Here is a 20716-nt window from a genome sequence, read left to right as displayed (position 1 = left end):
GTGATCGGTCACCGCCCGTTGCCGATTCGGCGGACGGCGGTCAGTGGGGCAGACTCCACAGCTGCCCGGTGGCCCGCTGGCAGTCGTCGATCTCCAACCGGGTCTTCGCGGTCGTGCTGCCACCCGGGTCGGTGAGGCAACGGCCGGACTGCGAATTGACCAGCTGACCGTCCGATGTGGACTTCCACTGCTGTGATCCGCTGCCGTTGCACACGTAGAGCTGCACCTTGGTGCCGTTGGCGGTGCCGCCCTGCGTGACGTCGAGGCACTTGGTGAGGGCCTGCAAGGTGCCGTCGGGCACGACGTTCCAGGTCTGGGCGTTCGTGCCGTTGCACGGGTAGAGCTGGACGGCGGTTCCATTGGCGTTGCTGGCGTTGGCGACGTCGGCGCAGTTGCCGGCGAGCGCCGAGGTGATGGGACCGTCGGGTTCGGTCGGCAGGGGCGTGGCCGCGCCGTCGTAGGAGGGCGGCGCCGAGGACGGGGCCGATGCCCACGAGGTGTTGGCCGAGGTGCCGAGGGTGTAGCCGAGCGTGCCGCCGGTGGTGATCGCCGACGCCGGCAGATACGCGTTGGACCAGGCGGAACCGTTCAGCGCCAGCGACTGCACGTACGGGGCGTTGTCGGCGGCCTGCGGCGCGTTGATCGTCAACGTGTTGCCGCTGGGCAGGCTGATCGTGGCCGTGGTGAACAGTGGGCTGCCGAGTACGAGGTCGGCGGTGCCGGGAGTCTCGGGGTACAGCCCCAGCGCCGACCACACGTACCAGGCGCTCATCGCGCCGAGGTCGTCGTTGCCGGCGAGGCCGCCGGGGGAGTTGGTCCAGATCTGGTCCTGGATCTGCCGGACGACCTGTTGGGTTCGGTAGGGCTCCCCGATGTAGTCGTACTCCCACGGCAGTCCGAAGCTCGGTTCGTTGCCCATGTTGGACTGCAGGCCGGCGAGGCTGAGCAGGCCGGTGTAGCCGGTGAGCACGCCGTCGAGGTACTTGGCCATCGCCGCGTTGCCGCCCTTGGCGGCGGCCAGCCCGGCGATGTTGAACGGCACCATGCCGGTGTAGATCAGCGAGTCGCCTTCGGCGAAGTCGTTGCTGTTGGTGCCCCCGCTGATCGGCGCGGCCAGGAAGCCGGTCATCCAGCGGCCGTTGGAGTGCTGCGGCTGGATGTAGCCGCTGCTCGGATTGAAGATGTTGCGCCAGTCCTGGGCCCGGTCGCGGAACTTGGCGCTGTCGGCGGTGTCGCCGAGCGCTGAGGCGAAGGCCGAGAGCGAGAAGTCGGCGGTGTCGTACTCCAGTTGGGTGGAGACGCCGGCGTAGTAGTGGCAGCAGCCGTAAGGGCTGTCGGTGGGCAGGTAGCCGAAACTGTCCAGGTATGCGCCGCCGGGCCGGGCGTTGTTGGTGGTCGTCGCCTGGTGCACCATGGCGTCCAGCGCCGCGGACGTGTCGAAGTCACGGGCGCCGAAGGCGTAGTAGTCGGCGAGGACGGCGTCGGCCGGGTCACCGACCATGATGTAGGTCTCGGCGTTGTTCATGGCCCACTTGGGCAATGTGCCGCCCTCGCGGTAGTCGTCGACCATCGACTGCGCCATGTCGCTGGCGGCGTCCGGTGCGACCAGCGCCGACAGTTGGGCCTGGGTGCGGTAGATGTCCCAGCCGGAGTAGTTGGCGTAGTGGGCGTGGCCGGCCGGGGTGGTGTGCACGGCGTTGTCGAAGCCGAGGTACTGGCCGTTGGTGTCGCTGAACACGTTGGGGTGCAACAGTGAGTGGTACAGCGCGGTGTAGAAGACGTGCTGCTGGTCGGCGGTGCCGCCGCTGATCTTGATCCGGCCCAGTCGTGCGTTCCACGCCTGGTACGCCGCGGTTCGCGTGCCGTCGAAGTTCCAGGCCGGGATCTCAGTGTCTACATTGGACTTCGCGTTGGCGACGGAGACGTAGGAGATGCCGACGCGGGCCTGGACGACCTGACTGCCGGTGGTGTCGAAGGTGACGTACTCGCCGCCGCCGTAGTTGCCGGTCGCGGTGAACGGATGGTCGAAGGTGGCGCTGAAGTACAGGGTGAACGGGTTGGACGCCTCGCAGAAGCCGACGCCGGTCACCGAGCCGGTGATCGTGTTGTCTCCGACCACGGTGACGGTGCTGGCGGCGACCGGGCTCGGGTTGTCGGCGACCTTGATGATCATGTTTGCCGGGGTGCCGGCCGGGTAGGTGAAGCGGCCGATGCCGGACCGGGTGGCGGTGGTCAGCTCCGCACGGATGCCGGAGCCGAGGCCGACGGAGTAGTAGCCGGGGGCGGAGCTCTCCTTGGCGTGGCTGAAGGAGGCGGTGGCCGAGCCGGGGCTGCTGATGGCCCCTGTTGTCGGCAGGAACGGCACGTCGTCGGCGGCGTCGCAGCCGGGACCGGAGATGTGGGTGAGGCTGAAGCCGCGGGTGGTCGAGTCGTTGTACTCGTAGCCGCCGCCCTTGGGGCGTGACGAGGTGTCCGGGCTCCACTGCATCATGCCGAACGGCGTGTCCGCGCCGGGGAAGTCGTGGCCGTCGCCGGTGGTGCCGACGAGGGTGTTGACCAGCGCCGCGGGATCGGCGACCGGCGTGTCCGCGTGGGCCACGGGCACGACGAAGGCGGTGGTCAGCAGCACCGACGCGAGGAGGCGGATCCGGCGGGCCGTGGTCATGTGCGGCAGTTCAGCATCGAACGTCCGTCGAATACGACCGGCAAACAGATGAATTTGTTTCATGTTAGCCGGGCCGTCATGGGCGGTCGGTGTGGCTTCGACACATTCGACTCCCTGTGCAGAGGTATCAGACAGTGGCGATGCCTGACGTCGCCAGAGACGCCCCGCCGCCGCGCGCTCACCAACCGAGCCGGCCAGACCGCGCAGCGGAAGACACAGGCATAGCCGGATCGCTTCGGCAGGTAGGAGAAAAGCGCCGGACAGGTGGCGGGGGAGGATTCGGGGCCAGTGGGCTTCGCAGCGGATGCCGAGCAGGGCTTGGGCCACGGCCAGGGTGCGCAGTTCGGCGTCGGTCAGTCGTGGGTCCAGCGTGCTGCGTACCCGGACGTGAGGACGAAAGGTACCCGCGGCCGTCGTTGGCGAACCTGAGTGCCTGTTTCTGATCTTGACGTGGGTACGGGCCTGGGTGACGAGACAGAGGAACTCCTGGTAGATCGGACGTTGTCGAAGCGCCGTTCCACCAGGAGTTCCGTAGCTACCGTGCCCGATACCCGCGGGCGATGCCACCGCGGGTGCCCCGCGCTGTCGGTTGTTCGCGACTCATCAGTCCGCGCGGCGTGTCCGCCGGTACGCGTCGGATGTCACCGATGCGCAGTGGGCTTTGCTGGACCCGCCGCTGCCCGACCAACCCACCACAGCGGCTTTCTCATGGGGTGTCCACAGCGCACGGGAAAGCGTTTACCGCATCGAGCCCGGAATAGAAGATCATTTCAGTGTTGGTCGAGAAAGGCGTGCGTTGGCTGCGGTATGGGCGGTGTCGGGTTTGAAACTTTCACCGGCGAGCTGCGGTCGAGGTGAGTGTCCGTCACCCGGACTTGCGGCTGACACAACGCCCTTCGATACTGCGAAAAGCCAACGAGCATCGAGGAAAGGTGCACGCATGTCCCCGCATGGCACACGCCGGACCGCTGCGGCCCTCGTCGCCTTGCCGCTGGTCGCCATCGCGCTCATCACCCCGGCGCGCGCCGCCGCCACGATCACCGTGGCAGCGGACGGGTCAGGCAACTACACCACCATCCAGGCGGCGCTCGCGGCCGCGACCTCGGGCACCGTCATCACCGTGAAGCGGGGCACCTACCACGGCCAGGTGTCCATACCGTCGAGCAAATCGGGCATCACGCTGCAGGGCGCGACCGGGACCGCCACCGACGTGGTGATCACGGGCAACACTCCCGCGTCCACCGCCGGTACCGCGGGTAGCGCGACCGTGCTCAACCTGGCCAGGAACAGCACGATCACGGGACTGACCATCGCCAACGTCTACGCGGCGCACGACAGCCAGGCACTGGCCCTGTACGCCGGCGGGGACCGGCAGATCTACCGCAACGTACGGCTGTTGGGCTACCAGGACACGTTCCTGTCCTGGGGCGGCACCGGAAGTTCGCAGGTCCGCCAGTACGTCTACCAGAGCTACATCGAAGGCGCCGTCGACTTCATCTACGGCAACGGAGCCCTGGTCGTCGACTCCACGACCATCCACTCCCTGGACCGTGGCACTGCCAACAACGGCTACATCACCGCCGCGGCCACCAATGCCAGCAACCGGTACGGCATCCTGATCACCAGGTCGACGTTCGTGAGCTCGGCCGCGGCCCGGACCGTCGCGCTGGGCCGCTGCTGGCACGCCGGCGGCGCCACCGACGCGATCGGTCAGGTGCTGATCCGCGAGTCGTCGATGGCCGCGCACATCCGCCAGGCCGGGGCCTGGCAGGACATGGGCGGTTTCTCCTGGAAGACCTGCCGGTTCAGCGAATTCCGCAATACCGGTGCCGGAGCCGGCGTCGGCACCAGCGACCGTCCGCAGACAAGTGACGCGAATGCCGCGAATTTCACCGCGCAGAAGTATCTGGCCGGCAGCGACGGCTGGAATCCGGTGCGGTAGCGCCGGAAATCCCTCGGTCGTGGTGCATTGCGTCGACGACGCTTGACAGGCCGCGCTGATCGTCCAGCCGTGGCTCCGGTCCGAATAGGATGATCCGACCTGGGGCTTCGATTGGTTCGATGGCCCCGATTCCATTCGAGACAAGCCTTGCCGCCTTGTGTGGAGTGCTCAGGTGCGTCTAGCGTCCAGCACCACCACCCGAGGAGCACACATGATGGCAGAGCGCTTGCCCCGTCGAGCAATGCTTGCTCGTGTGGGCGCAGGCCTGTCGGCGCTCACCGCTGTGCCGGTGGCCGCCACCGACGCGGCCCCCTCGGTCTTCGGCCTCGCCGATCACGCCCGCCATTACCTGGTCGACACCGGTGCGGGCGCCGTGTTCGAGGTCGGCAAGTCAGGTGGGTCCTGGTCACGGCTCGGCGCACCGGAGACCACATCGTCGTCCGCGCCTGTTCGACCGATGCCAGCGGTGTGACGACATACCGCTACCTGGTCGCGCGCAAGGCTGATCCCGTCATCTATCTGGCGGCGCACACGGACGACAACCACCGGACCGATGGCCCGCGCGCCCTGGTGCTCGGCCAGGACGCGGCGCCGGATGACCTGGACTTCCTGTACGGGTTGGGACTGCTCGGCCTTACGCGTTTCAACGGGGACTCCGTCCAGCCCGACTAGTTCCAAGCCCGTGGACGTGTGCACATGGCGCGCCCGGAGGAAGATCCCCGGATCATTGTTGCCCATTGGGGCCGAGCGAGCCGCAGACCTTGCTGATGGTCACGTTGGTGTCGCTCGTTCTTCAGGTGGTCCGCATAGTTCGCGTTGCGCCGCTAGTAGTGGTCGGAGAGGTCGTGCTCGCGGTAGGAACGGAACTTCGCCCGCTCGGAGTCGGGATCGAGGAGGATGCGCACATCGACCCCGTTGTCCAGGGCACGGCACAGAGCGGCGTTGACCTTGCCCCACTCGAAGAACGACTTGAGGGATATTCCCTGGAGCCACACGCGTTCCCCGGCATGGCTGGTGACCTTTCCCAGCCGCACCACCATGTCCATGGCCAGGAACCAGCAGCTGAGCGTCGACACCGGCACGGGAGTGGTCACCGGCAAGCGATCCCGTTGGCCGCGGCGGCCGCTAGGAGGTCAGGGCCCACTGCTGGCTGCTGCGGCCGTCGCAGGGTGACATCACATTCCGTGCGCTGTTCGCGGTGGACGAGTTGGCCACGTCAAGGCACAGTCCGGACCGGAGGCTGACGACCGTTCTGTCGGGACGCAGCGACCACTGCTGGTTGGGCTGGCCGGTGCACTCCCAGGTGACCGCCTTGGCGCCCGGCGTCGTGCCCTGGTTGTTGCTGTCAAGGCAGCGGATCGTGTCGCCGAGCGTGACGATGAGCTGACCGGACGATGTGTACGTCCAGGCTTGGTTGGGTCGGCCGTCGCAGGTGTAGATCTGCAGTTGCTCGCCCTCGGTCGTGATGGAGTTCGGCACGTCAAGGCACTTGCCCGCGCCAAGGGCGCGCAGTCTCGTGCTGGCCGCGGCCGGCGAGGTCGTGGTCCCGGCCGACGTCGAGACCGTCGACGACGTCGGCCTGGTGGTCACGGCCGACGTCGTCGATGATGGGGCGCCGCTGCTCGATGACGGTGTCTCGACCGGCCGGGCGGCCCCCGACGACGTGGTTCGTGTGGTCGTCGGAGTGACCGACCACTGCCAGTCCGTCGGTGGCTGCGCGTCTGCGACGCGAACCGTTGTCGGTGAGTTGGTCGCCAGGAAGATGAGCACCGAGCAGACGAGCGCGCCCGCGGTCGACGCGTACACCGCCACCGTCCTGCCACGCCGCCGGAGTTCGCGCCGCGACCATTCCGTCAAGGGGTCCATAGCGCGCAGGAGCATACGTCAATGCGCGTAAGCCGCTAGGCCGATGTGACCAGGTTGTGTTGCGGCAGGAGGTCGCCATCGAGGTGGATGCGAGTATTTCGACATTTTCGATGCTCTAGCCGCGGACGAGACCGAAGTCGTCGACGTTGACCCAGTTCCCGGCGTTGGCGTTGGCGGAAACACCGATCTGGATCGACCCGGTCGTCACGGTGATGCCGTTGACGCTCACCTTGGTCCAGCCGCTCATCGACTGGTTGATCGACGTGCTCAGCTCGCCCGCGCCGAAGTTCTTGGCGAAGACGGCCGCCGCCGTCTGCCCACCGCCGCTCTGCACCCAGGCTGACAGCGTGTAGGTGCCGTTGGGCAGCGAGATGTTCTGGTAGGTGCTGGCGGTGTAGGCCGAGGACGAGCGTTGGGTGAACGCCCAGCGGCCGGTGTGTCCGCCGGACTTGTTGCCGCCGACCCCGCCCGAGTTGGTCCAGCCGGCCAGCGCGGCCTGGGTCACGCGGTCGGCCTCGAAGCTCGGGTTGAGCACGTAGTTGTTGCCGCTGCCGGCCGACCAGGTTCCGGCGGCGGCGTCTACGTTCCACTGGCTGAGCGAGTGGAAGACCGGCGTCGTGCCGTTGAAGGTGATGGGCAGCCACTGGTTGTAGCCGATGCCGTTGCCCGCGAAGTCGCTCCAGCGGTCGCCGCCGAACACCACGAACGATCCCGCTGAGCCGGTCACGGTGAACGCGAGGCCGGTCTGGGTCACGTGCGAGAAGTCGGCGTCGGTGCCCTGGAGCACGAACTCCGCGCCGTAACCGCCGGCGATCTTCGACGAGGCGATGCAGTAGGTGTGGGAGGCGTTCCAGCCGTGCAGGTCGGAGGAGCAGAAGTAGTACGTGCCGGCGTGCTTGAACATGATGTTGCCCTCGCGGCCGCCGGCCGAGCTGTTGTAGATGTTGGTGGCCGTTTCGACGTGCAGGAAGTCCGAGGTCCGCAGCGGCGCGACGTACAGGTGCGACCGGCCGCTCTTGTTGCTGAAGGCCAGATAGGCCTGCCCGTTGTCGTCGGTGAAGACGGACTGGTCGCCGGACATGCCGGTGGTGACGTTGCCGATGCTCGACTGGGTGCCGGCGACGGCGAAGTGCCCGGCCGGTGTGCTGCTGGTCGCGAACACGAGCCCGCTGTTGAGTTGGGAGATCAGCACGTACTTGCCGGTGGTGGGGTTGTGGGCGACTCCGACGCGGCCGACCCAGCCGCCGCCGCCCACGTCCGAGGCGGTCAGCGCGTTGCCCTCGAACTTCCAGTGGGCCAGGTCGGTGGAGGAGTAGACGGTGATTGCACTGAACGAGGTGTCGCCGGTCTTGCCCTTGGCGGGGTTGTTGTAGTAGGTGACCGCTCCGTTGTACTTCGCGCCGTACCAGTAGTAGGTGGCGCCGACCTTGATCACCCCGCCGCCCTGGGAGTAGATCGGGTTTCCGGCGGTGTCCTTCCAGAACACGTCGTTCTGGACTGTCGCGGCGGCGGACGGGGCGGCGGCGCTCAGGCCGGTGAGGCCGCCCAGCAAGGTCAGGGCGGCGGTGATGACGAGCAGCAGGGGGGCGATCGTTCGCCCGGCTGTCTTCGTGGCCATGGTGTGTCCTCTGGTGGAGTCAGCCGGCGTGGAAGACGTACGTGGTGATGCTCTGGGCCGGCAGTTGCAGGGAGGCGGTGTCCGCGGACACCGTCGGCAGGCCGATCGCGGCCATGTTCTCGCCGGCGCTGGTGCGGTACGCCGCGCTCGCCGAGGCGCCGGTCGACGGCAGTCGCACGCTCACGGCCTGGGCGCTCGTGTTCAGGTTGTTGACGACCAGCGTCCAGTCACCGCCCTGCGACGTCGCCATGATCTGCACGCCGTTGGGCGCGCCGGCCACGGCGTGCCGTACGGATCCGGGGCGCACGAACTTGGAGTACTGGCCGAGCGCGTAGAACCGTTTGGTCAGGTAGAGGTTCTGGTTGCCGTTGGCGGCGTAGTTCGGGTCGTAGTAGATCAGGCCGTCGTTGTAGCCGTTGCTGTTGACGGTGGTCGCACAGGACGAGCTGCCGGCGGGGTTGCAACCCATGACCTTGGACAACGCGGTCCACCACTGGAACGCCGAATCTCCGGCCACCGTGAAGTCGCGGAACATGATGCTGGACATGGTCAGGGCACCGGTGATGGTCGGGTCGTACTGTGCGCCGTACGCCGGTTTGGTGCTGCTGTTCCAGCAGCAGATCTCGGTGGCCCACGTGGGTTTGCCGACCTTTCCGGCCATCGCCGGTATCTGCGCGAGGGTGGTGTCGCCCGGGAAGTCGTAGGTGTGGTGGGCCAGGGCCGCCACGTACTGCGCGGTGCCGGGCTGGCCGATCCACTGGGGCACTTGGGAAAGGAACCGGTCGACATGGTCGGACTCGTCGGCGATGATCCGCGTTGACGGCGCTCGGGCGGCCAGGGACTGGCCCACCGCCCGCACGATGTCGTCGCGCTGGCTGACCGGGACCGCCATGCCTTCCTGGTTGCAGGCGGAGAAGGACGCCACCGGCTCGTTCATCGGACTGACATAGTTGATCTTCACGCCTTCACCGGCGAAGTGCGCGACGATGTCGGCCAGGTAGGAGCCGTAGGCCTGGGTGGAGCCCGATTTCAGGTTGCCGCCGCAGGACTTGCCGTTGGACGTCCACGTCGCCGGCGCGCTGTTCACGAACCCGATGATGTCCGGCACGCCGTTCTGGGCGGCGTAGCGGAGGAAGGCGGTGCCCCCGGGATCGCGGCTCCAGTCGTAGTGTCCCGGCGAGGTGAGCAGCGTCTGCGGCGCCCGATCACCGGCTTGCACCCCGACTCCGCCGCCACCGATGTTGTACCGGTACGACGACAGCCTGATGCCCTCTGGGCCGAACAACAGCGACGCCACCCGCTGCTGGTTGGCCGCGGAGAAGCGCACGAGGTCGTTGACCCACCAGGCGCCGGACGCCCCGATGTTCTGGATGGTCTGGGCCGGCGACGACGAGACCTGGGCCACCGTCGCGGCCGTGGCGGCGGTGGTGCACAGGGCGATGGCCGGTATGACCAGCACGGCCGCGAGGAAGTTGGTTCGCTTCGATCGCAAGGTGTTCGTTCCTTCCGGTCTCCTGCTCAGGCCAGGACGGCTTCCCACGACGTCTTGCTGGAGGTGGCGTCGGCCGACAGCCGGTCGCGGGCGGGGGTGTCGGCGTACAGGCTCCACCGCATCCAGTCCACGAACGTGGTCCGGGTGTGGGAGTCGCCGAAGTAGCTGGTGTGGCTGGCGCCGCGGAAGGTGAGGAAAGCCCTGGGCGCGGCCAGCTTCTTGTACGCGGTGCGGGCGGAGGAGATGGGGCAGGTGGTGTCCTTGTCGCCGTGCATGAACAGCACCTTGGCGTGCACCGCACTGCTCGGAGCGCCCATGTCCACAGTGGACATCGGGATGGCGGCGGTGATGCGGCTGTCCGCCGCGGTGGTCAGCAGGCTCAGGGTGGTCATCCCGCCCATCGAGTGCCCGGAGACACCGAAGCCGGCCCTGGTGTCGATGTGGCCGGCCAGCGGGTCGTTGGCCGCCGTGTTCAGGGCGATGGTCCGCGTGATCAGCTCGGAGATGTCCTTGGCCTGTGTCCCGTTGTACACGTCGTTGATGTTGAGATTGGGGAAGTACGGTGCGGGGACGATGAACCCGGCCGCGGCGAGGGGCTGGATCACCGCGAGGGACTTCTGCGGACTGCTGCTGAAACCGTGCATGAATTCGCAGGCGGGGAACGCGCCCTTGGCGACGGGCGCGTTGGTGACCGGGGCGCCGCCCGGCGTGCCGGTGGCGGCCGGGTAGTAGACATAGGTTGTCACCTTGCGGCTGCCGCGGTTCCACGCATACTGGCGGACGCCGACGGGGAACTGCTGGGTGGGCGCGCCCAGCGTGGTGCTGGCCGCGCTCGCCGACGGGGCGCCGAGCAGGCACGCGCCAACGCCCGCCGCTGCGGCCGCGCTCATCGCGAGGAACTCGCGCCGTTGCACAGTCATTCTTTGCTCCTTAGCAGTGGAGACTTCAGCCGCGGATGAAGGCCGCGGCCGGCAGGTGGGCGGCGGTCAGTTCCTTGACCACCAGCCCGGACATCACAGTCGCACCGTACGGGGTGAAGTGGGAGGAATCGGTTGGTGTGACCTGAGTGCCGAGGTAGAGCGGCCACGAGCCGGTCGGCCCGAGCTTCTCCAGCAGTGCCGCGCTGTCGGCGGTGAGGTCGAGTAGCGGGACCCGTTCGCTCGCGGCGACCTGACGCATCACCGCCGGCAGGTTGACGCCGAGGTTGTTCACGATCAGGCCGGTGGGGGTGAGCGTGCCGTCGGAGTTGAAGAAGTGTCGCACCGGCGGAGTGACGAGCACCGGCATCCCGCCACGGGCGCGAACGCCGGCCACCAGTTTCCCGAGGTTGGCTCGGTATGTCGTCTCTGGTGTGGTCTTGTCGTTGTGTGCCAGCTGGATCAGCACTTCATCGCCGGGCTGGATGAACTGTCGGACGGTGGCGAACAGCCTCGAGTTGGCCAGCCAGCTGACGGTGCTCGACCCGGAGTCGGCGTAGTTGGCGACACTGATGCCTTCGCGGAAGTACTGCGGAAGCTCCTGAGCCCAGCCGTGCTTCGGGCCGTGGAGCCAGTCAGCAGCGGTGGAGTCGCTGATGACGAACTGCTGCGGCGTGTGCGGGCGAGCCGTCACCTGGATGCTCGCCAGCGCCGGCGCCTTGCCGGTCAGGTACACCTGGAGCCCAGCGGTGCCCTTGCCCTCCTGACCGTCGGGCATGCTCTCGGGGGTGCGCACGTTCACGGTGACTGAGCGCTGCGTGAGTTGTCCGGCGGAGGTGGCGACCGGCGCCAGGACGATGCGGTGGGCCTCGACGTCCAGGCCGGTGTCGGCGGCGGCCGTCTTGCTGCCCACCGTGACGGTGATCTCGTACGTCCCCGGCGGCACGGCGAACGAGCACACCGTGCCGGTGCACGGGTTCACCGCCGCGGTCGCCGGGGCCACCGCGCCGAGTGCGGCGGCCGCCGTGCCGGCAGCCAGCAGAAGGGCGGTTCGGGTCAGGGGAGTCGGCATGGCCGGGGTCCTTCGTTGGTTGCGATGGCGGCGTTTTTGGGTCGGGCCGGGGCAGGGACCCGCCGCTTGAACCCTGCCCCGGCACCGGACGTGCCACCGCTGGTGCTCGCCGTGGTGGCACGGGTATGGCCGGCGGTCTCCCGCTCACGCCTGCTGGAAGCCGTTCATGATCACCGTCGGCTGCCGGGTGGCTGAGTTCCACGCCCCGTTGCCGTAACCGGTGAACGGCGACATGCACTCGGGCTCCCAGTAGAAGATGCCCTGACCGCCGTTGTTCTTGAGCGCCTTGATGTACGCGACCAGCGAAGCCTCGGTTGACGATGCCTTGCTGACCGGGCCGCCGAACTCGGACTGCATGAACGGCTTGTGGTAGGCGTCGGAGATCTTCTTCATGTTGGCCACGATGCCGTCGGCCAGGCTGGCGCTGCCGTAGGAGGAGAACACCGACATGTCCCACTTGCCGCCGTGGCCGCTGTAGGCGTTGAAGAACGTCTGCATCGAAGGATACTTCTGCGGCTGGGCCAAGTGAATGCACACCGTCGTGCTCGGCGAAACCTGCTTGACCTGGTTGTAGGCGGCGTTGAGCAGGCCAGCGAGCTGGGCGCCGTTGCCGACGCTGCCGACCGGGTGGCAGATGCCGCTGTTGATCTCGTTGCCGATCTGCGCCCAGGTGGGCAGCACCCCGTTGGCCTTCATGACGTTCATGGTCTGGCTCACGTAGTTGTTCATCGCTGTGAGCATCTGGCTGTAGCTCATGTTCTTCCACGCGCCGGGCGGGTTCTGCACGCCGACGGAGTTCCAGGTGTCGCCGAACATGTAGTCCAACATGATCGACATGCCGGCTGCCTTGACGCGCTTGGCGAAGGCGGCGACCTCGTTGATGCCGCAGTGGCCGTTGGCCGGGTCGTTGGAGGGATTGACGAACGTGCGCAGCCGAACGGCGCCGATGCCGTATCCCTTGAGGATGGTCAGCAGGTCCTGGGTCTGCCCGTTGGCGTTCTTCCAGCTGTAGCCGTGGGCTTCCATCTGGGGCGCCCAGCTCACGTCGACGGCCTTCATGAACGTCGTTGCGGCCGGTGCGGCGGCGGCCATGCCTCGGGGCAGGGCGCTCGTGCCGAGCAGGACCGCGCCGGCCGCCGCGCCGAGCAGCACGCTGCGCCGTCCCAGTTGCGCGGACCCGTTTTCTGGCTTGTCGTTCACTGGCGAGCTCCTTCGATAAGCGACCAGACAGGGTGTGGAAAGCGCTTACCAACCACGTGATGTAATCGCTCCTAGGAGATCGTTTCAAGGGTCGACGCTCCAGCGCCGCGACCGCGAACGCCGACCTCCCGTGGTGTCGCACGACGTCGCCGGGTCGGTGGGCCTGCGGATTCGGTTGCGACACACCGACCCCCGCCGTCACCCTGCTCGCCGGGAGCCGGTCGGCTCGGCCATGCGAATCGCGGTGAAATTTTCAGCCTTCCACGGCAGCACCGTGTGACGGCACACAGCGCAAGGTCGAGGATGTGAAGGAGCCCAATGGCGACTGACCGGGAACGACGACGTCCGGATGGTTGCCTGCTGAGAGCACGCCTGGAGGAGAACCTCGGCTGTGGCCTTGATCGGCCGCCGTCAGGTCCTCGTGCTCACACCTGTTGTCCTGTCAGCGTTGGTCGACTGGCAGTGGGCTCGGAAGAACGGTGGCCAGCGCGGCTCGAACCTGTGAGCGCAGCCAGTTGTGGGGCGGGTGGGCGTCATATCGCTGGTGCCAGGTGCAGATGATCGGCGCCGGCGGGACCGGCACCGGATGGGGCGCTGTGACCAGACCGAAGGCGTCGATCAGCGGTCGGCAGGTGGACTCGGGCGCGGTCAGGAGGCAGTCGCTGCGGCTGACGATGTGCAGGGCGCTGGCGGTGGTTCCGACCGCGGCCAGCACCCGTCGGCGCAGGCCTTGCGCGGCAAGGGAATCGTCGATGGGGTCGGCGAGGCGGCCGCGTCGCGAGACGAGGATGTGTTGGTGTGCGGTGAAAGAAGTCAGGTCCAGTTGGCCGGCGCACGGATGGCCGGGCCGCATGACAACCACGAGTCGGTCGTGGCCGATGGTCTCGGCGCCGAACTCGGGCCGTGCGGGCAGGTCGGCGCCGATCTCGAGATCGACCCGGCCGTGCCGGAGGTCGTCGGTGTCGGCGGCGCCCTCGGCCAGGAGACGCAGCCGCACTTGCGGTGCGAGTGCGGCGACCGCGTTGAGCAGTGGCGGTGCGAGCGACAGGGTGAGCGCGTCGTGCGCCTGGAGTGTGAACGTGCGGTCGAGCCCGTCGAGGTCGAGCTCTCGGCTCGGGGCGAGCACCGCGTTGGCCTGCCGGACAAGCTCACTGACCTGCTCACGGACCGATTGCGCGTACGGCGTGGGGGTCATCGTTCGGCCGGTCCGGACCAGGATCTCGTCGCCGGTGAGTTTGCGGATACGGCCGAGTGTGCGGCTGATCGCGGGCGAGGAGAGGTGCAGCCGCTGCGCCGCGCCCATGACGCTGCCTTCCTCGAGCAGGGCGTCGAGGGCGGTCAGCAAATTCAGATCCAGTTGCATGAGGGTAAATCATAAGGTCAACACAGTGCACTGGACTTAACTGACCGGCTTCGAGACGCTGTTCGCAGGTCAACGGAGAGGAAATCGGCCATGGAACAGCTGCTCACTGACGTCACCGCCGCGGTTCGCCGTGCGGGCGACGCGTTGCTCGCCGAGTACGGCGAGAACGCGCGCCCGACCGACAAGAACGACATGGCCCTGGCCGGCCGTCGTCTCGACGCGACCGTGACCGCGATCCTCGAACCGGCGCTGTCCGCGATCCGGCCCGAGGCCCGCTGGGTCGACAGCGACCAGGAGATGAGCGTCCTGGCACCGGGCGAATGGTGGGCTGGAGATCCGATCGAGGGCGGGGTCAACTACGTGCACGGCATGGACCAGTGGTCGGTGACCGTCGCGCTGATCCGCGACAACCTGCCGGTGCTGGCTGTGGTCTATGAGCCGGTACGTGGGCGGACCTGGACGGCGGTTCGGGGCGGCGGTGCGTTCGTCGACCGGCAGCCGTTAACGGTCTCGACGAAGAAGGACGTCGACGCCGCGTTCGTCACGACCACCCAGCCCCGGACGAAGAACCGACAGTTCGGCGATGCGATGGCGGCCCTGCTCGACCGCGCGCTGCTCGTCCGCTCGACGGTGCCGAGCACTTTTCCCCAGCTGGATGTGGCCGCCGGCCACGTCGACGTCTACTGGCAGTACGAGTGCGACCTGATCGGCGTCGCGGCGGGCGTGCTGCTGGTCACCGAGGCTGGCGGGGTCGTCACCAACCTGCGCGGCGAGCCGTGGCAGCCCGGGGACACCGACATCCTCGCCGCGGCGCCGGGCCTGCACGGCGAATTCCTGTCGATCCTGCGGACGGTGTGACATGCGGATCGCCGTGCTCGGCGCCTCCGGCGCCACCGGACGCCTGCTCGTGCAGGAGGCGCTCGACCGCGGGCTCGAGGTTACCGCCATTGCGCGAGATCCCGGGCGCATCCCGCTTTCCGACCGCCCCGGCCTGACCAAGGCCGCGGCGGACGTCCATGATCCGGATTCTCTCGCCCGTGCCGTCGTCGGCAGCGACGTCCTCCTGTCCGGCCTCGGCAACGCCAAGGGAGACGTCGGCACCCTCACCGCCGGTGCCAAGGCCGCGGTCGCCTCCGGCGTGCCCCGCGTGATCTGGCTGGGCGCCTACGGCAGCGGGCAGTCGGCCCGGGCCGCCGGTGCCCTGACTCGTACCTTGCTCGCCGTCTTCATGCGGGCCGAGCTGGCCGACAAGGTCGCCGCCGACGTCACCGTCCTGGCCGCCGGCGGCACCGTGTTCCACGCCGGCCCCCTCGGCGCCGGCCCGCTCAGCCCCACCCGCTGCACCCTGCCCCTGGACAAGGCGCCGAAACGGCTGTTTCCGGCAACCGTCAGCCGATCCACCGTCGCCGCCGCAATGCTCGACGAAGCCCTGACCCCTCGCTTTCCGGGCCAGACCGTCATTCCGGTCGACCACGCGCCACGGCGTTGAGGTGCTTGTCGGGCCCAGTGCGGCGGAACTCACGATCCACCTGCTCGCAGAACGGGCTTGCCCGACCGGACGCATTCCGGGGTGTGCACCCGTCCGCCGAACAGTCGCGTGATGTGCAGGGCGGAGTCCACGATCTCGAACAGGGCCCGGTTCGATCGAGTACCTGTTCTGCACCAGCTCGGGATTGGCGGCCAGTACCCGCGCCGCGGCCGCGTGGGTGCCGGGATAGGCGTATTCGAGGTCCTCCAGACGCACCGTGCACCAGTCGTCGCCGCAGGAGCGTTCGACGTGTCGCCGCAGCAGCGCGCTCCACTCGAATGACGCGTTCGAAGGAGTGCTTGATCTTCGGCCGGTCGGTCAGCCACTGGGCCACCCGCTCGTCGAGATTGCGCACCACGATGCGGAACCCGTTGCCCTCCAGGCGGCCTATCCGCATCACCGAACACCCCACCCTTGAAGGAAGGGTGTACTGCGCGGTCGTGCTCGACGTGCACTCCCGACGCGTCGTCGGTTGGTCGATCGACTCCAGCCAGACCGCCGCGCTGGCGACCAACGCGCTCGGGATGGCCATCGCGAACCGGTCGCCGTGGTCGGAGACGGTGATCCACTCCGACCATGGAGTGCGGTTCACGTCATGGACTTTTACCAGACGTGCCAAGGAATCTGGACTGCTTCCGTCGATGGGGTCGATCGGCGACTGCTATGGCAATGCCATGATCGAATCGTTCTGGGGACGCGTGCAGACTGAACTCCTCGACCGCCGACGATGGCGGACGCGCCTGGAGTTGGCCAACGCTCTGTTCGAATACCTTGAGATGTTCCACAACCGCCGCCGACGCCACACCACGCTCGGGATGCTCACCCCGATCGAGTACGAACTCCGACACGTCAGGATCGCTCCAGTAGCCTGAACTCCAGTAACCCGGCTCCGCCCAACTGGGTGAGGATCAAGGGTGGCTCAGGCGAGATCTTGGGGGTGCAACACGATGCGCCCGTGGGTCTTGCGGTCGGCCAAGGCCCGATAGGCGTCGCGTACAGCGGTGAGTGGGTACGTTGCGGCGATCGGAATGTGCAGGTCGCCGGCGGCGGCGAGGGCGGCCAGTTCGGCCAGTGCCGGGGGGCCGCCGGCGTCGGTCGTTCCGAGGGATTTGACGCCCTTCTCTTTCGCTCCACGGTAGTCGACGACGGTGTCGATGCGGTCTCTCGGAACGTCGAGATTGATGGCGAGGTCGATGTAGTCTCCTCCGACGGTGTCGATGAAGGCATGAGCTCGGTCGGTCGTGGCGAGGATCCGTTCCCGTTCGCCGTCGCCGTACCGAACAGGCTCGATGCCATGGTGCCGGAGCAGGTCGAAATGCGCGGCGCTGGTCAGACCGATCACCGTCGCTCCGGCACGGACTGCGAGCTGGGCGGCGGTGAACCCGACGCCGCCCGATGCGCCCGAGATCACGATCGTCTCGCCCGGCCGGGGTTGGACCGCCCGGATCGCACCAAGACCCGCCATCGGTGTGGTGTAGAGCGAGCCCGCCACGTCCCAGGACAGGCATTGCGGCTTGCTCACCAACTGGACCGCGGGGATGGCGACGAACTGGGCGTGGGCATCCCAGCTCCGGAGCCAGCCCACTACCGCGTCACCGACAGCGAAGCCGAGCACGTCGGCGCCGACCGCGACGACTTCACCGGCGAGATCGCGGCCCGGCGTGTACGAACTGCCGCGCAGCGCCGGAAGCGCCCCAGGGTTGAGCACACCGGCCTAGACCCGAACGACCACTTCGCCCGGGCCGGCCACGGGCTCGGGGACGTCCGCGAGGTAGATCCCGTCGATGCCCGAAAACCGGTCGTAGCGCACCGCTTTCATCGTGGCCCCCAGGTTGTGAGTGATTCGACTCGGCCGGATCGCGTGCGAGGACGCTCAGGCACGACGCAGGAGTGGCAGGAGGATGTCGTCGACGAGATGCGCGACGAAGGCTGCGTCGCACGGCTCGCCCACGACAACGACGCGATGCACGATCACTGCGGAAGCGACCTCGGCGAACAACGGTGCTGCCCCGGGCGCCACTCGCTCGGCCGCTCGGCGGACAAGTCCATCCGTCATCGCGGTCTCGTCCCGCCGCAGGATCCGCCGCATCGCCTGGGCGAGCCGCGCGTCGTTGCGCATGCCGGCGAACAGCGCCCCCAGCAGGCCAACGTCCTGTTCGGAGATGCTCTGCGCGAGCCATGCCGCCAGAGAGTGCACATTCTCCCGCAGGGTCTCGCCTCCCGGCTGTGGGGGCTTTGCGGGTGCGCGGTGCTCGACCGCCGCGGCGACCAGTTCCGCCTTGTCCCGATATCGGCGGTAGATCGTCGTTTTTGCTGCACCGGAACGACCGGCCACCGCCTCCATCGAGAGTTGCTCGTATCCCACCTCGGTCAACAGTGCCAGCGTCGCGTCGAGGATGGCCAGGTCACGGCCGGAATCCCGCGGCCGTCCCATCGCCGAGGGCCGTGTCATGCCGCTGGGTTCCGAAGCACTGATGGCGCCTCCCACTTCCGCTACGCTACCGGCTCGTATCGAAAGTACCGCGGTTCGATCCAACCCACAAGCCGCGACTGTCCCCGCCGGTCCAAGGTCAGCTGTCAGTTGCCCGCTCGTCGGCATGAGCGAGCGTTACGTCGGGACTGCCGGCGACAAGCCGGCCCCAACGCCGTTGTGGTCACACCGGTCCGGATGGCACGAACTGACCCCAGACCAGCACCAACCTCGACCAAGCGCGCGACGAACTCGTCGGTCACGTCGGCGGCGACCTCCAGGGTGCGGAGGAAGGCTCGCAGGCGCCGTTGCATAGAGCTGGCAGGATGTGATGCAGGGGAGTCGTGCTTGTCGGACGCGCGTTCCCTTTCCCGACCCGAGGATTGGACGCAATGGGACGCTCGTCGGTGTTCACCTTCCAGTACATCGCCATCGACACGGAGGCGGGTGTCACGCCGGAGGAGTTCGAGACCTTCGTACGTGGTGAAGGCGTTCACCTGCCCTTGTACCCAGGGTGGCGGTGGACTCTGCTGCGCGGGTTGCGCGGAGAGCGGACCGGGCAGTACCTGATGTTGTACGAGATCGAGAGCGCCGAGCAACGCGACCGCTACGTCACAGCCCGGGGTGAGCAGACCGAGCTGGCCCGGCTGTTCTGGGCGCGGCACCCCGAGGCGGAGGCTGTGCTCGCACGATGGCGGCAGCTGGGCACGTTCGGTGAGCTGCCTACGTTGTTCACCGACTACCGGCTGCTGGCCGACAATCCGCGGAGCACGGTCACGCCCGGCCCCCGCTACCGCGACCGCCCGGGGGAGGAGCCCGTCGCCCGGGTCGTCGGGATCCACAACCTGGCGTTGCGCGCCGGTGTGACCGAGGAGATGTTCGACCGCTTCATCGCCGAGAACCACCACCGGGTCGACGACTACCCGGACTGGCGGTTCCACGTGCTCAAGGGCGAGCGGGGCAACCGCCTCGACCAGTACGTGATGATGATGGAGATCGCGAGCCTGGACGCGCTGGACGTCTTCTACCCCGAGCCCGACATCGCCACCGGCGAGGCCGCGGAGTTCGCGGCCGCCCACCGCGACACCAAGCAGATGTACGAGGAGTGGAAGCAGCTGGCCTCGTTCTCGGGCTCGCCGCAGATCTACACGGACTACCTCGCCGTCGCGGAGAACCCGGCGTAGCCGCACTTCTGGTGGGAGCGGGCTATGCCCGACGAGTTGCCGGTCAGCGGCTACTTGTTGAATGGCGGTGCGACCGATGCCATGCTCGAACCGTCGTCGTCCGCGCTGGCGGGGTTACCTGCGCGTTCAGGACGGCGAGCTCGTCAAGGGTCCTGATCGGCCCGGCCAGATCGCCAGCGGCGAGATGAGCCGGGGATGAGCGCAGCGGCGTGATTCCCCTGAGGTGGCGGCGATTTCCCGTCGCAGGTCACATCGCCACCGCCGCGAAGACGAGCACTGCTGTGGTCACGCTGCCCGTGGCCCCTGGGACGTGTCGCGCGCCAACAGGTTGCTGGGATCAACCAGCGTGACCCTTCGGCAACTGTCTTGCCTTGTTGGCCGTCATTCCTGGTGATCGACAACCACGAGGAAGGACTCCCATGACGATCGTCCGGATCACCGCCGCCCTCGGCCTGGTGTTCGCGATGCTGCTGGGAGGGGTGGCCACCGCGACCGCGGCCACCCCGGCCGCCACCGCGGCCACCCCGGCCGCCACCGCGGCCACCCCGGCCAGAGCCGCGGCCGGCAAGGCAGCACCGCATGGCACCGTGGAAATCACGAAGGTGCTGGCCTGGCACGACGACGAAGAACGCGAGAAGTGCCCGTCCACCGTCTGCCGGCTCGCCGGCGTGCTGAAGCCAGGCGTTCTCGTCAACGGCTACTGCTGGACGGTCGGCGACAGCGTCACGGTGCACGGCGTCATCAACTACATTTGGGTGCGGATCAGCCCGGATGACAGCATGCCCCTGTGGGTCAGCGCCGCGTACCTGGTCGGTGGCAAGTACGGCACCCTGTCGGCCGACGACGAGTGCCCGAACGTCAGCTGATCGGCTGAACGGCCGTTTCCCACACGGGTGGGAAACGGCCACCTCCCGTCGTCCCGGCGATTGTCGGTGGGTGTGGCCACGGTCGTGTGATGCGAGTGGCGACGTGTGAGGTTAGGTGCCGCTGGCTCAGCGAGCCGACGGCGGTGACCATCCGGGACCACGCGCCGTCGACGTGCATGCTCGTCGACTGGGAGGCCAGTTCGCGGGCGTTGTACCAGTCGGGGTTGTCGTACGCCGACAACGGCACCGTCACCGAGACGCGGAACACCGCGAGCGCCGCCACCACAACGAGGATCGCCGGCAGCGCGGCGAGAAACCGTTGCGGCGTGGGCCCTTCAGTCACCAGCTGGCGCAGCACCGACTCCGTGCCGGCAGAAGGATCGCCCTTACCCGTGCGTCGTCCCGCCACGTGCCCTCCCCTTGTGCGCCGGTAAGACCTTGACAGCGAACCGCGGGCGGATCGAACAGGCGTTCGCCGGGATGTCACCGGGACAGGTCATCGCGACGGACCGTGAGTCCCGGAAATCAGGGAC

At 67.9% G+C, this 20716-nt stretch carries 21 protein-coding genes; 9 read left to right on the top strand and 12 right to left on the bottom strand.

Going from position 1 to position 20716, the window contains the following annotated elements; genetic code table 11:
* Positions 1 to 40: 40 nt before the first annotated feature.
* A complete protein-coding gene (locus tag AB0M73_RS17185; protein WP_363891573.1) occupies positions 41 to 2665 on the bottom strand; it encodes a lectin in 2625 nt (874 codons plus the stop codon).
* Positions 2666 to 3605: 940 nt separating this feature from the next.
* Between AB0M73_RS17185 and AB0M73_RS17180 the strand changes: the two genes are divergently transcribed.
* From AB0M73_RS17180 to AB0M73_RS17170, 3 genes are all read left to right on the top strand, one after another.
* Complete coding sequence (locus AB0M73_RS17180; RefSeq protein ID WP_363891572.1) at positions 3606 to 4607, top strand: pectinesterase family protein; 1002 nt, start codon at positions 3606 to 3608, stop codon at positions 4605 to 4607.
* Between the two features lie 211 nt (positions 4608 to 4818).
* A complete protein-coding gene (locus AB0M73_RS17175; protein WP_363891571.1) occupies positions 4819 to 5079 on the top strand; it encodes a hypothetical protein in 261 nt (86 codons plus the stop codon).
* Entirely contained in the window at positions 5076 to 5279 is a 204-nt protein-coding gene (locus tag AB0M73_RS17170; protein ID WP_363891570.1) for a hypothetical protein, read from the top strand. Before AB0M73_RS17175 ends, AB0M73_RS17170 begins: the two co-directional genes overlap by 4 nt.
* A 152-nt stretch (positions 5280 to 5431) precedes the next feature.
* Here the strand turns inward: AB0M73_RS17170 and AB0M73_RS17165 are convergent, their stop codons facing one another.
* Both AB0M73_RS17165 and AB0M73_RS17160 read right to left on the bottom strand, forming a co-directional pair.
* Positions 5432 to 5701: a hypothetical protein gene (locus AB0M73_RS17165; protein WP_363891569.1), complete on the bottom strand. Its 270-nt coding sequence runs from the start codon at positions 5699 to 5701 to the stop codon at positions 5432 to 5434.
* Between the two features lie 31 nt (positions 5702 to 5732).
* Positions 5733 to 6197 (bottom strand): RICIN domain-containing protein, encoded by a 465-nt coding sequence (locus tag AB0M73_RS17160; RefSeq protein ID WP_363891634.1) that lies wholly within the window; start codon positions 6195 to 6197, stop codon positions 5733 to 5735.
* Between AB0M73_RS17160 and AB0M73_RS17155 the strand changes: the two genes are divergently transcribed.
* A complete protein-coding gene (locus tag AB0M73_RS17155; protein ID WP_363891637.1) occupies positions 6124 to 6504 on the top strand; it encodes a hypothetical protein in 381 nt (126 codons plus the stop codon). The two genes, AB0M73_RS17160 and AB0M73_RS17155, sit on opposite strands and share 74 nt — an antisense overlap.
* A gap of 84 nt (positions 6505 to 6588) precedes the next feature.
* On the opposite strand, the gene AB0M73_RS17150 is transcribed toward AB0M73_RS17155, so the two are convergent.
* The 6 genes from AB0M73_RS17150 to AB0M73_RS17125 form a co-directional block, all read right to left on the bottom strand.
* Positions 6589 to 8091 (bottom strand): family 43 glycosylhydrolase, encoded by a 1503-nt coding sequence (locus AB0M73_RS17150; RefSeq protein ID WP_363891568.1) that lies wholly within the window; start codon positions 8089 to 8091, stop codon positions 6589 to 6591.
* Positions 8092 to 8110: 19 nt separating this feature from the next.
* The gene (locus AB0M73_RS17145) at positions 8111 to 9583 is read right to left on the bottom strand and encodes a glycoside hydrolase (RefSeq protein WP_363891567.1); all 1473 of its coding nucleotides are present in this window, start codon (positions 9581 to 9583) and stop codon (positions 8111 to 8113) included.
* Between the two features lie 26 nt (positions 9584 to 9609).
* Complete coding sequence (locus AB0M73_RS17140; RefSeq protein ID WP_363891566.1) at positions 9610 to 10503, bottom strand: alpha/beta hydrolase; 894 nt, start codon at positions 10501 to 10503, stop codon at positions 9610 to 9612.
* A gap of 25 nt (positions 10504 to 10528) precedes the next feature.
* Positions 10529 to 11572 (bottom strand): rhamnogalacturonan acetylesterase, encoded by a 1044-nt coding sequence (locus tag AB0M73_RS17135; RefSeq protein ID WP_363891565.1) that lies wholly within the window; start codon positions 11570 to 11572, stop codon positions 10529 to 10531.
* A gap of 144 nt (positions 11573 to 11716) precedes the next feature.
* Positions 11717 to 12772, bottom strand: a complete 1056-nt coding sequence (locus AB0M73_RS17130; protein WP_363891564.1) for a glycosyl hydrolase 53 family protein — start codon at positions 12770 to 12772, stop codon at positions 11717 to 11719.
* A gap of 442 nt (positions 12773 to 13214) precedes the next feature.
* Complete coding sequence (locus AB0M73_RS17125; protein ID WP_363891563.1) at positions 13215 to 14135, bottom strand: LysR family transcriptional regulator; 921 nt, start codon at positions 14133 to 14135, stop codon at positions 13215 to 13217.
* Positions 14136 to 14225: 90 nt separating this feature from the next.
* Here AB0M73_RS17125 and AB0M73_RS17120 point away from each other — a divergent pair, with 90 nt between their 5' ends.
* The 3 genes from AB0M73_RS17120 (at position 14226) to AB0M73_RS17110 (ending at position 16535) form a co-directional block, all read left to right on the top strand.
* Positions 14226 to 14993, top strand: a complete 768-nt coding sequence (locus tag AB0M73_RS17120) for an inositol monophosphatase (RefSeq protein WP_363891562.1) — start codon at positions 14226 to 14228, stop codon at positions 14991 to 14993.
* A 1-nt stretch (position 14994) separates the two neighbouring features.
* Complete coding sequence (locus AB0M73_RS17115; RefSeq protein WP_363891561.1) at positions 14995 to 15624, top strand: NAD(P)H-binding protein; 630 nt, start codon at positions 14995 to 14997, stop codon at positions 15622 to 15624.
* Positions 15625 to 15941: 317 nt separating this feature from the next.
* The gene (locus AB0M73_RS17110; RefSeq protein ID WP_363891560.1) at positions 15942 to 16535 is read left to right on the top strand and encodes an IS3 family transposase; all 594 of its coding nucleotides are present in this window, start codon (positions 15942 to 15944) and stop codon (positions 16533 to 16535) included.
* Between the two features lie 47 nt (positions 16536 to 16582).
* Here AB0M73_RS17110 and AB0M73_RS17105 read toward each other — a convergent pair whose 3' ends face one another.
* Together AB0M73_RS17105 and AB0M73_RS17100 are read right to left on the bottom strand one after the other, a co-directional pair.
* Entirely contained in the window at positions 16583 to 17371 is a 789-nt protein-coding gene (locus AB0M73_RS17105; RefSeq protein ID WP_363891559.1) for a zinc-binding dehydrogenase, read from the bottom strand.
* A gap of 165 nt (positions 17372 to 17536) precedes the next feature.
* Complete coding sequence (locus AB0M73_RS17100) at positions 17537 to 18151, bottom strand: TetR/AcrR family transcriptional regulator (RefSeq protein ID WP_363891558.1); 615 nt, start codon at positions 18149 to 18151, stop codon at positions 17537 to 17539.
* Between the two features lie 374 nt (positions 18152 to 18525).
* Here AB0M73_RS17100 and AB0M73_RS17095 point away from each other — a divergent pair, with 374 nt between their 5' ends.
* Together AB0M73_RS17095 and AB0M73_RS17090 are read left to right on the top strand one after the other, a co-directional pair.
* The gene (locus AB0M73_RS17095; RefSeq protein ID WP_363891557.1) at positions 18526 to 19317 is read left to right on the top strand and encodes a hypothetical protein; all 792 of its coding nucleotides are present in this window, start codon (positions 18526 to 18528) and stop codon (positions 19315 to 19317) included.
* Between the two features lie 419 nt (positions 19318 to 19736).
* Positions 19737 to 20183, top strand: a complete 447-nt coding sequence (locus AB0M73_RS17090) for a hypothetical protein (protein ID WP_363891556.1) — start codon at positions 19737 to 19739, stop codon at positions 20181 to 20183.
* Here AB0M73_RS17090 and AB0M73_RS17085 read toward each other — a convergent pair.
* Positions 20176 to 20592 carry a hypothetical protein gene (locus AB0M73_RS17085; protein ID WP_363891555.1) on the bottom strand — a complete coding sequence of 139 codons (417 nt, stop codon included), beginning with the start codon at positions 20590 to 20592 and terminating at the stop codon, positions 20176 to 20178. The genes AB0M73_RS17090 and AB0M73_RS17085 overlap by 8 nt on opposite strands.
* Positions 20593 to 20716 lie beyond the last annotated feature (124 nt).

Source organism: Kutzneria sp. NPDC051319, from assembly GCF_040682195.1.
Taxonomy (GTDB): domain Bacteria; phylum Actinomycetota; class Actinomycetes; order Mycobacteriales; family Pseudonocardiaceae; genus Kutzneria.
Note: the sequence above shows the minus strand (reverse complement) of the source record. Positions and strands in the feature narration are given on the sequence as shown.

Coding starts and splice junctions, on each gene's coding strand:
- AB0M73_RS17185 (WP_363891573.1), bottom strand. CDS start 2,665: ATGACCACGGCCCGCCGGATCCGCCTCCTCGCGTCGGTGCTGCTGACC.
- AB0M73_RS17180 (WP_363891572.1), top strand. CDS start 3,606: ATGTCCCCGCATGGCACACGCCGGACCGCTGCGGCCCTCGTCGCCTTG.
- AB0M73_RS17175 (WP_363891571.1), top strand. CDS start 4,819: ATGATGGCAGAGCGCTTGCCCCGTCGAGCAATGCTTGCTCGTGTGGGC.
- AB0M73_RS17150 (WP_363891568.1), bottom strand. CDS start 8,091: ATGGCCACGAAGACAGCCGGGCGAACGATCGCCCCCCTGCTGCTCGTC.
- AB0M73_RS17140 (WP_363891566.1), bottom strand. CDS start 10,503: ATGACTGTGCAACGGCGCGAGTTCCTCGCGATGAGCGCGGCCGCAGCG.
- AB0M73_RS17135 (WP_363891565.1), bottom strand. CDS start 11,572: ATGCCGACTCCCCTGACCCGAACCGCCCTTCTGCTGGCTGCCGGCACG.
- AB0M73_RS17125 (WP_363891563.1), bottom strand. CDS start 14,135: ATGCAACTGGATCTGAATTTGCTGACCGCCCTCGACGCCCTGCTCGAG.
- AB0M73_RS17120 (WP_363891562.1), top strand. CDS start 14,226: ATGGAACAGCTGCTCACTGACGTCACCGCCGCGGTTCGCCGTGCGGGC.
- AB0M73_RS17115 (WP_363891561.1), top strand. CDS start 14,995: ATGCGGATCGCCGTGCTCGGCGCCTCCGGCGCCACCGGACGCCTGCTC.
- AB0M73_RS17110 (WP_363891560.1), top strand. CDS start 15,942: ATGACGCGTTCGAAGGAGTGCTTGATCTTCGGCCGGTCGGTCAGCCAC.
- AB0M73_RS17095 (WP_363891557.1), top strand. CDS start 18,526: ATGGGACGCTCGTCGGTGTTCACCTTCCAGTACATCGCCATCGACACG.
- AB0M73_RS17090 (WP_363891556.1), top strand. CDS start 19,737: ATGACGATCGTCCGGATCACCGCCGCCCTCGGCCTGGTGTTCGCGATG.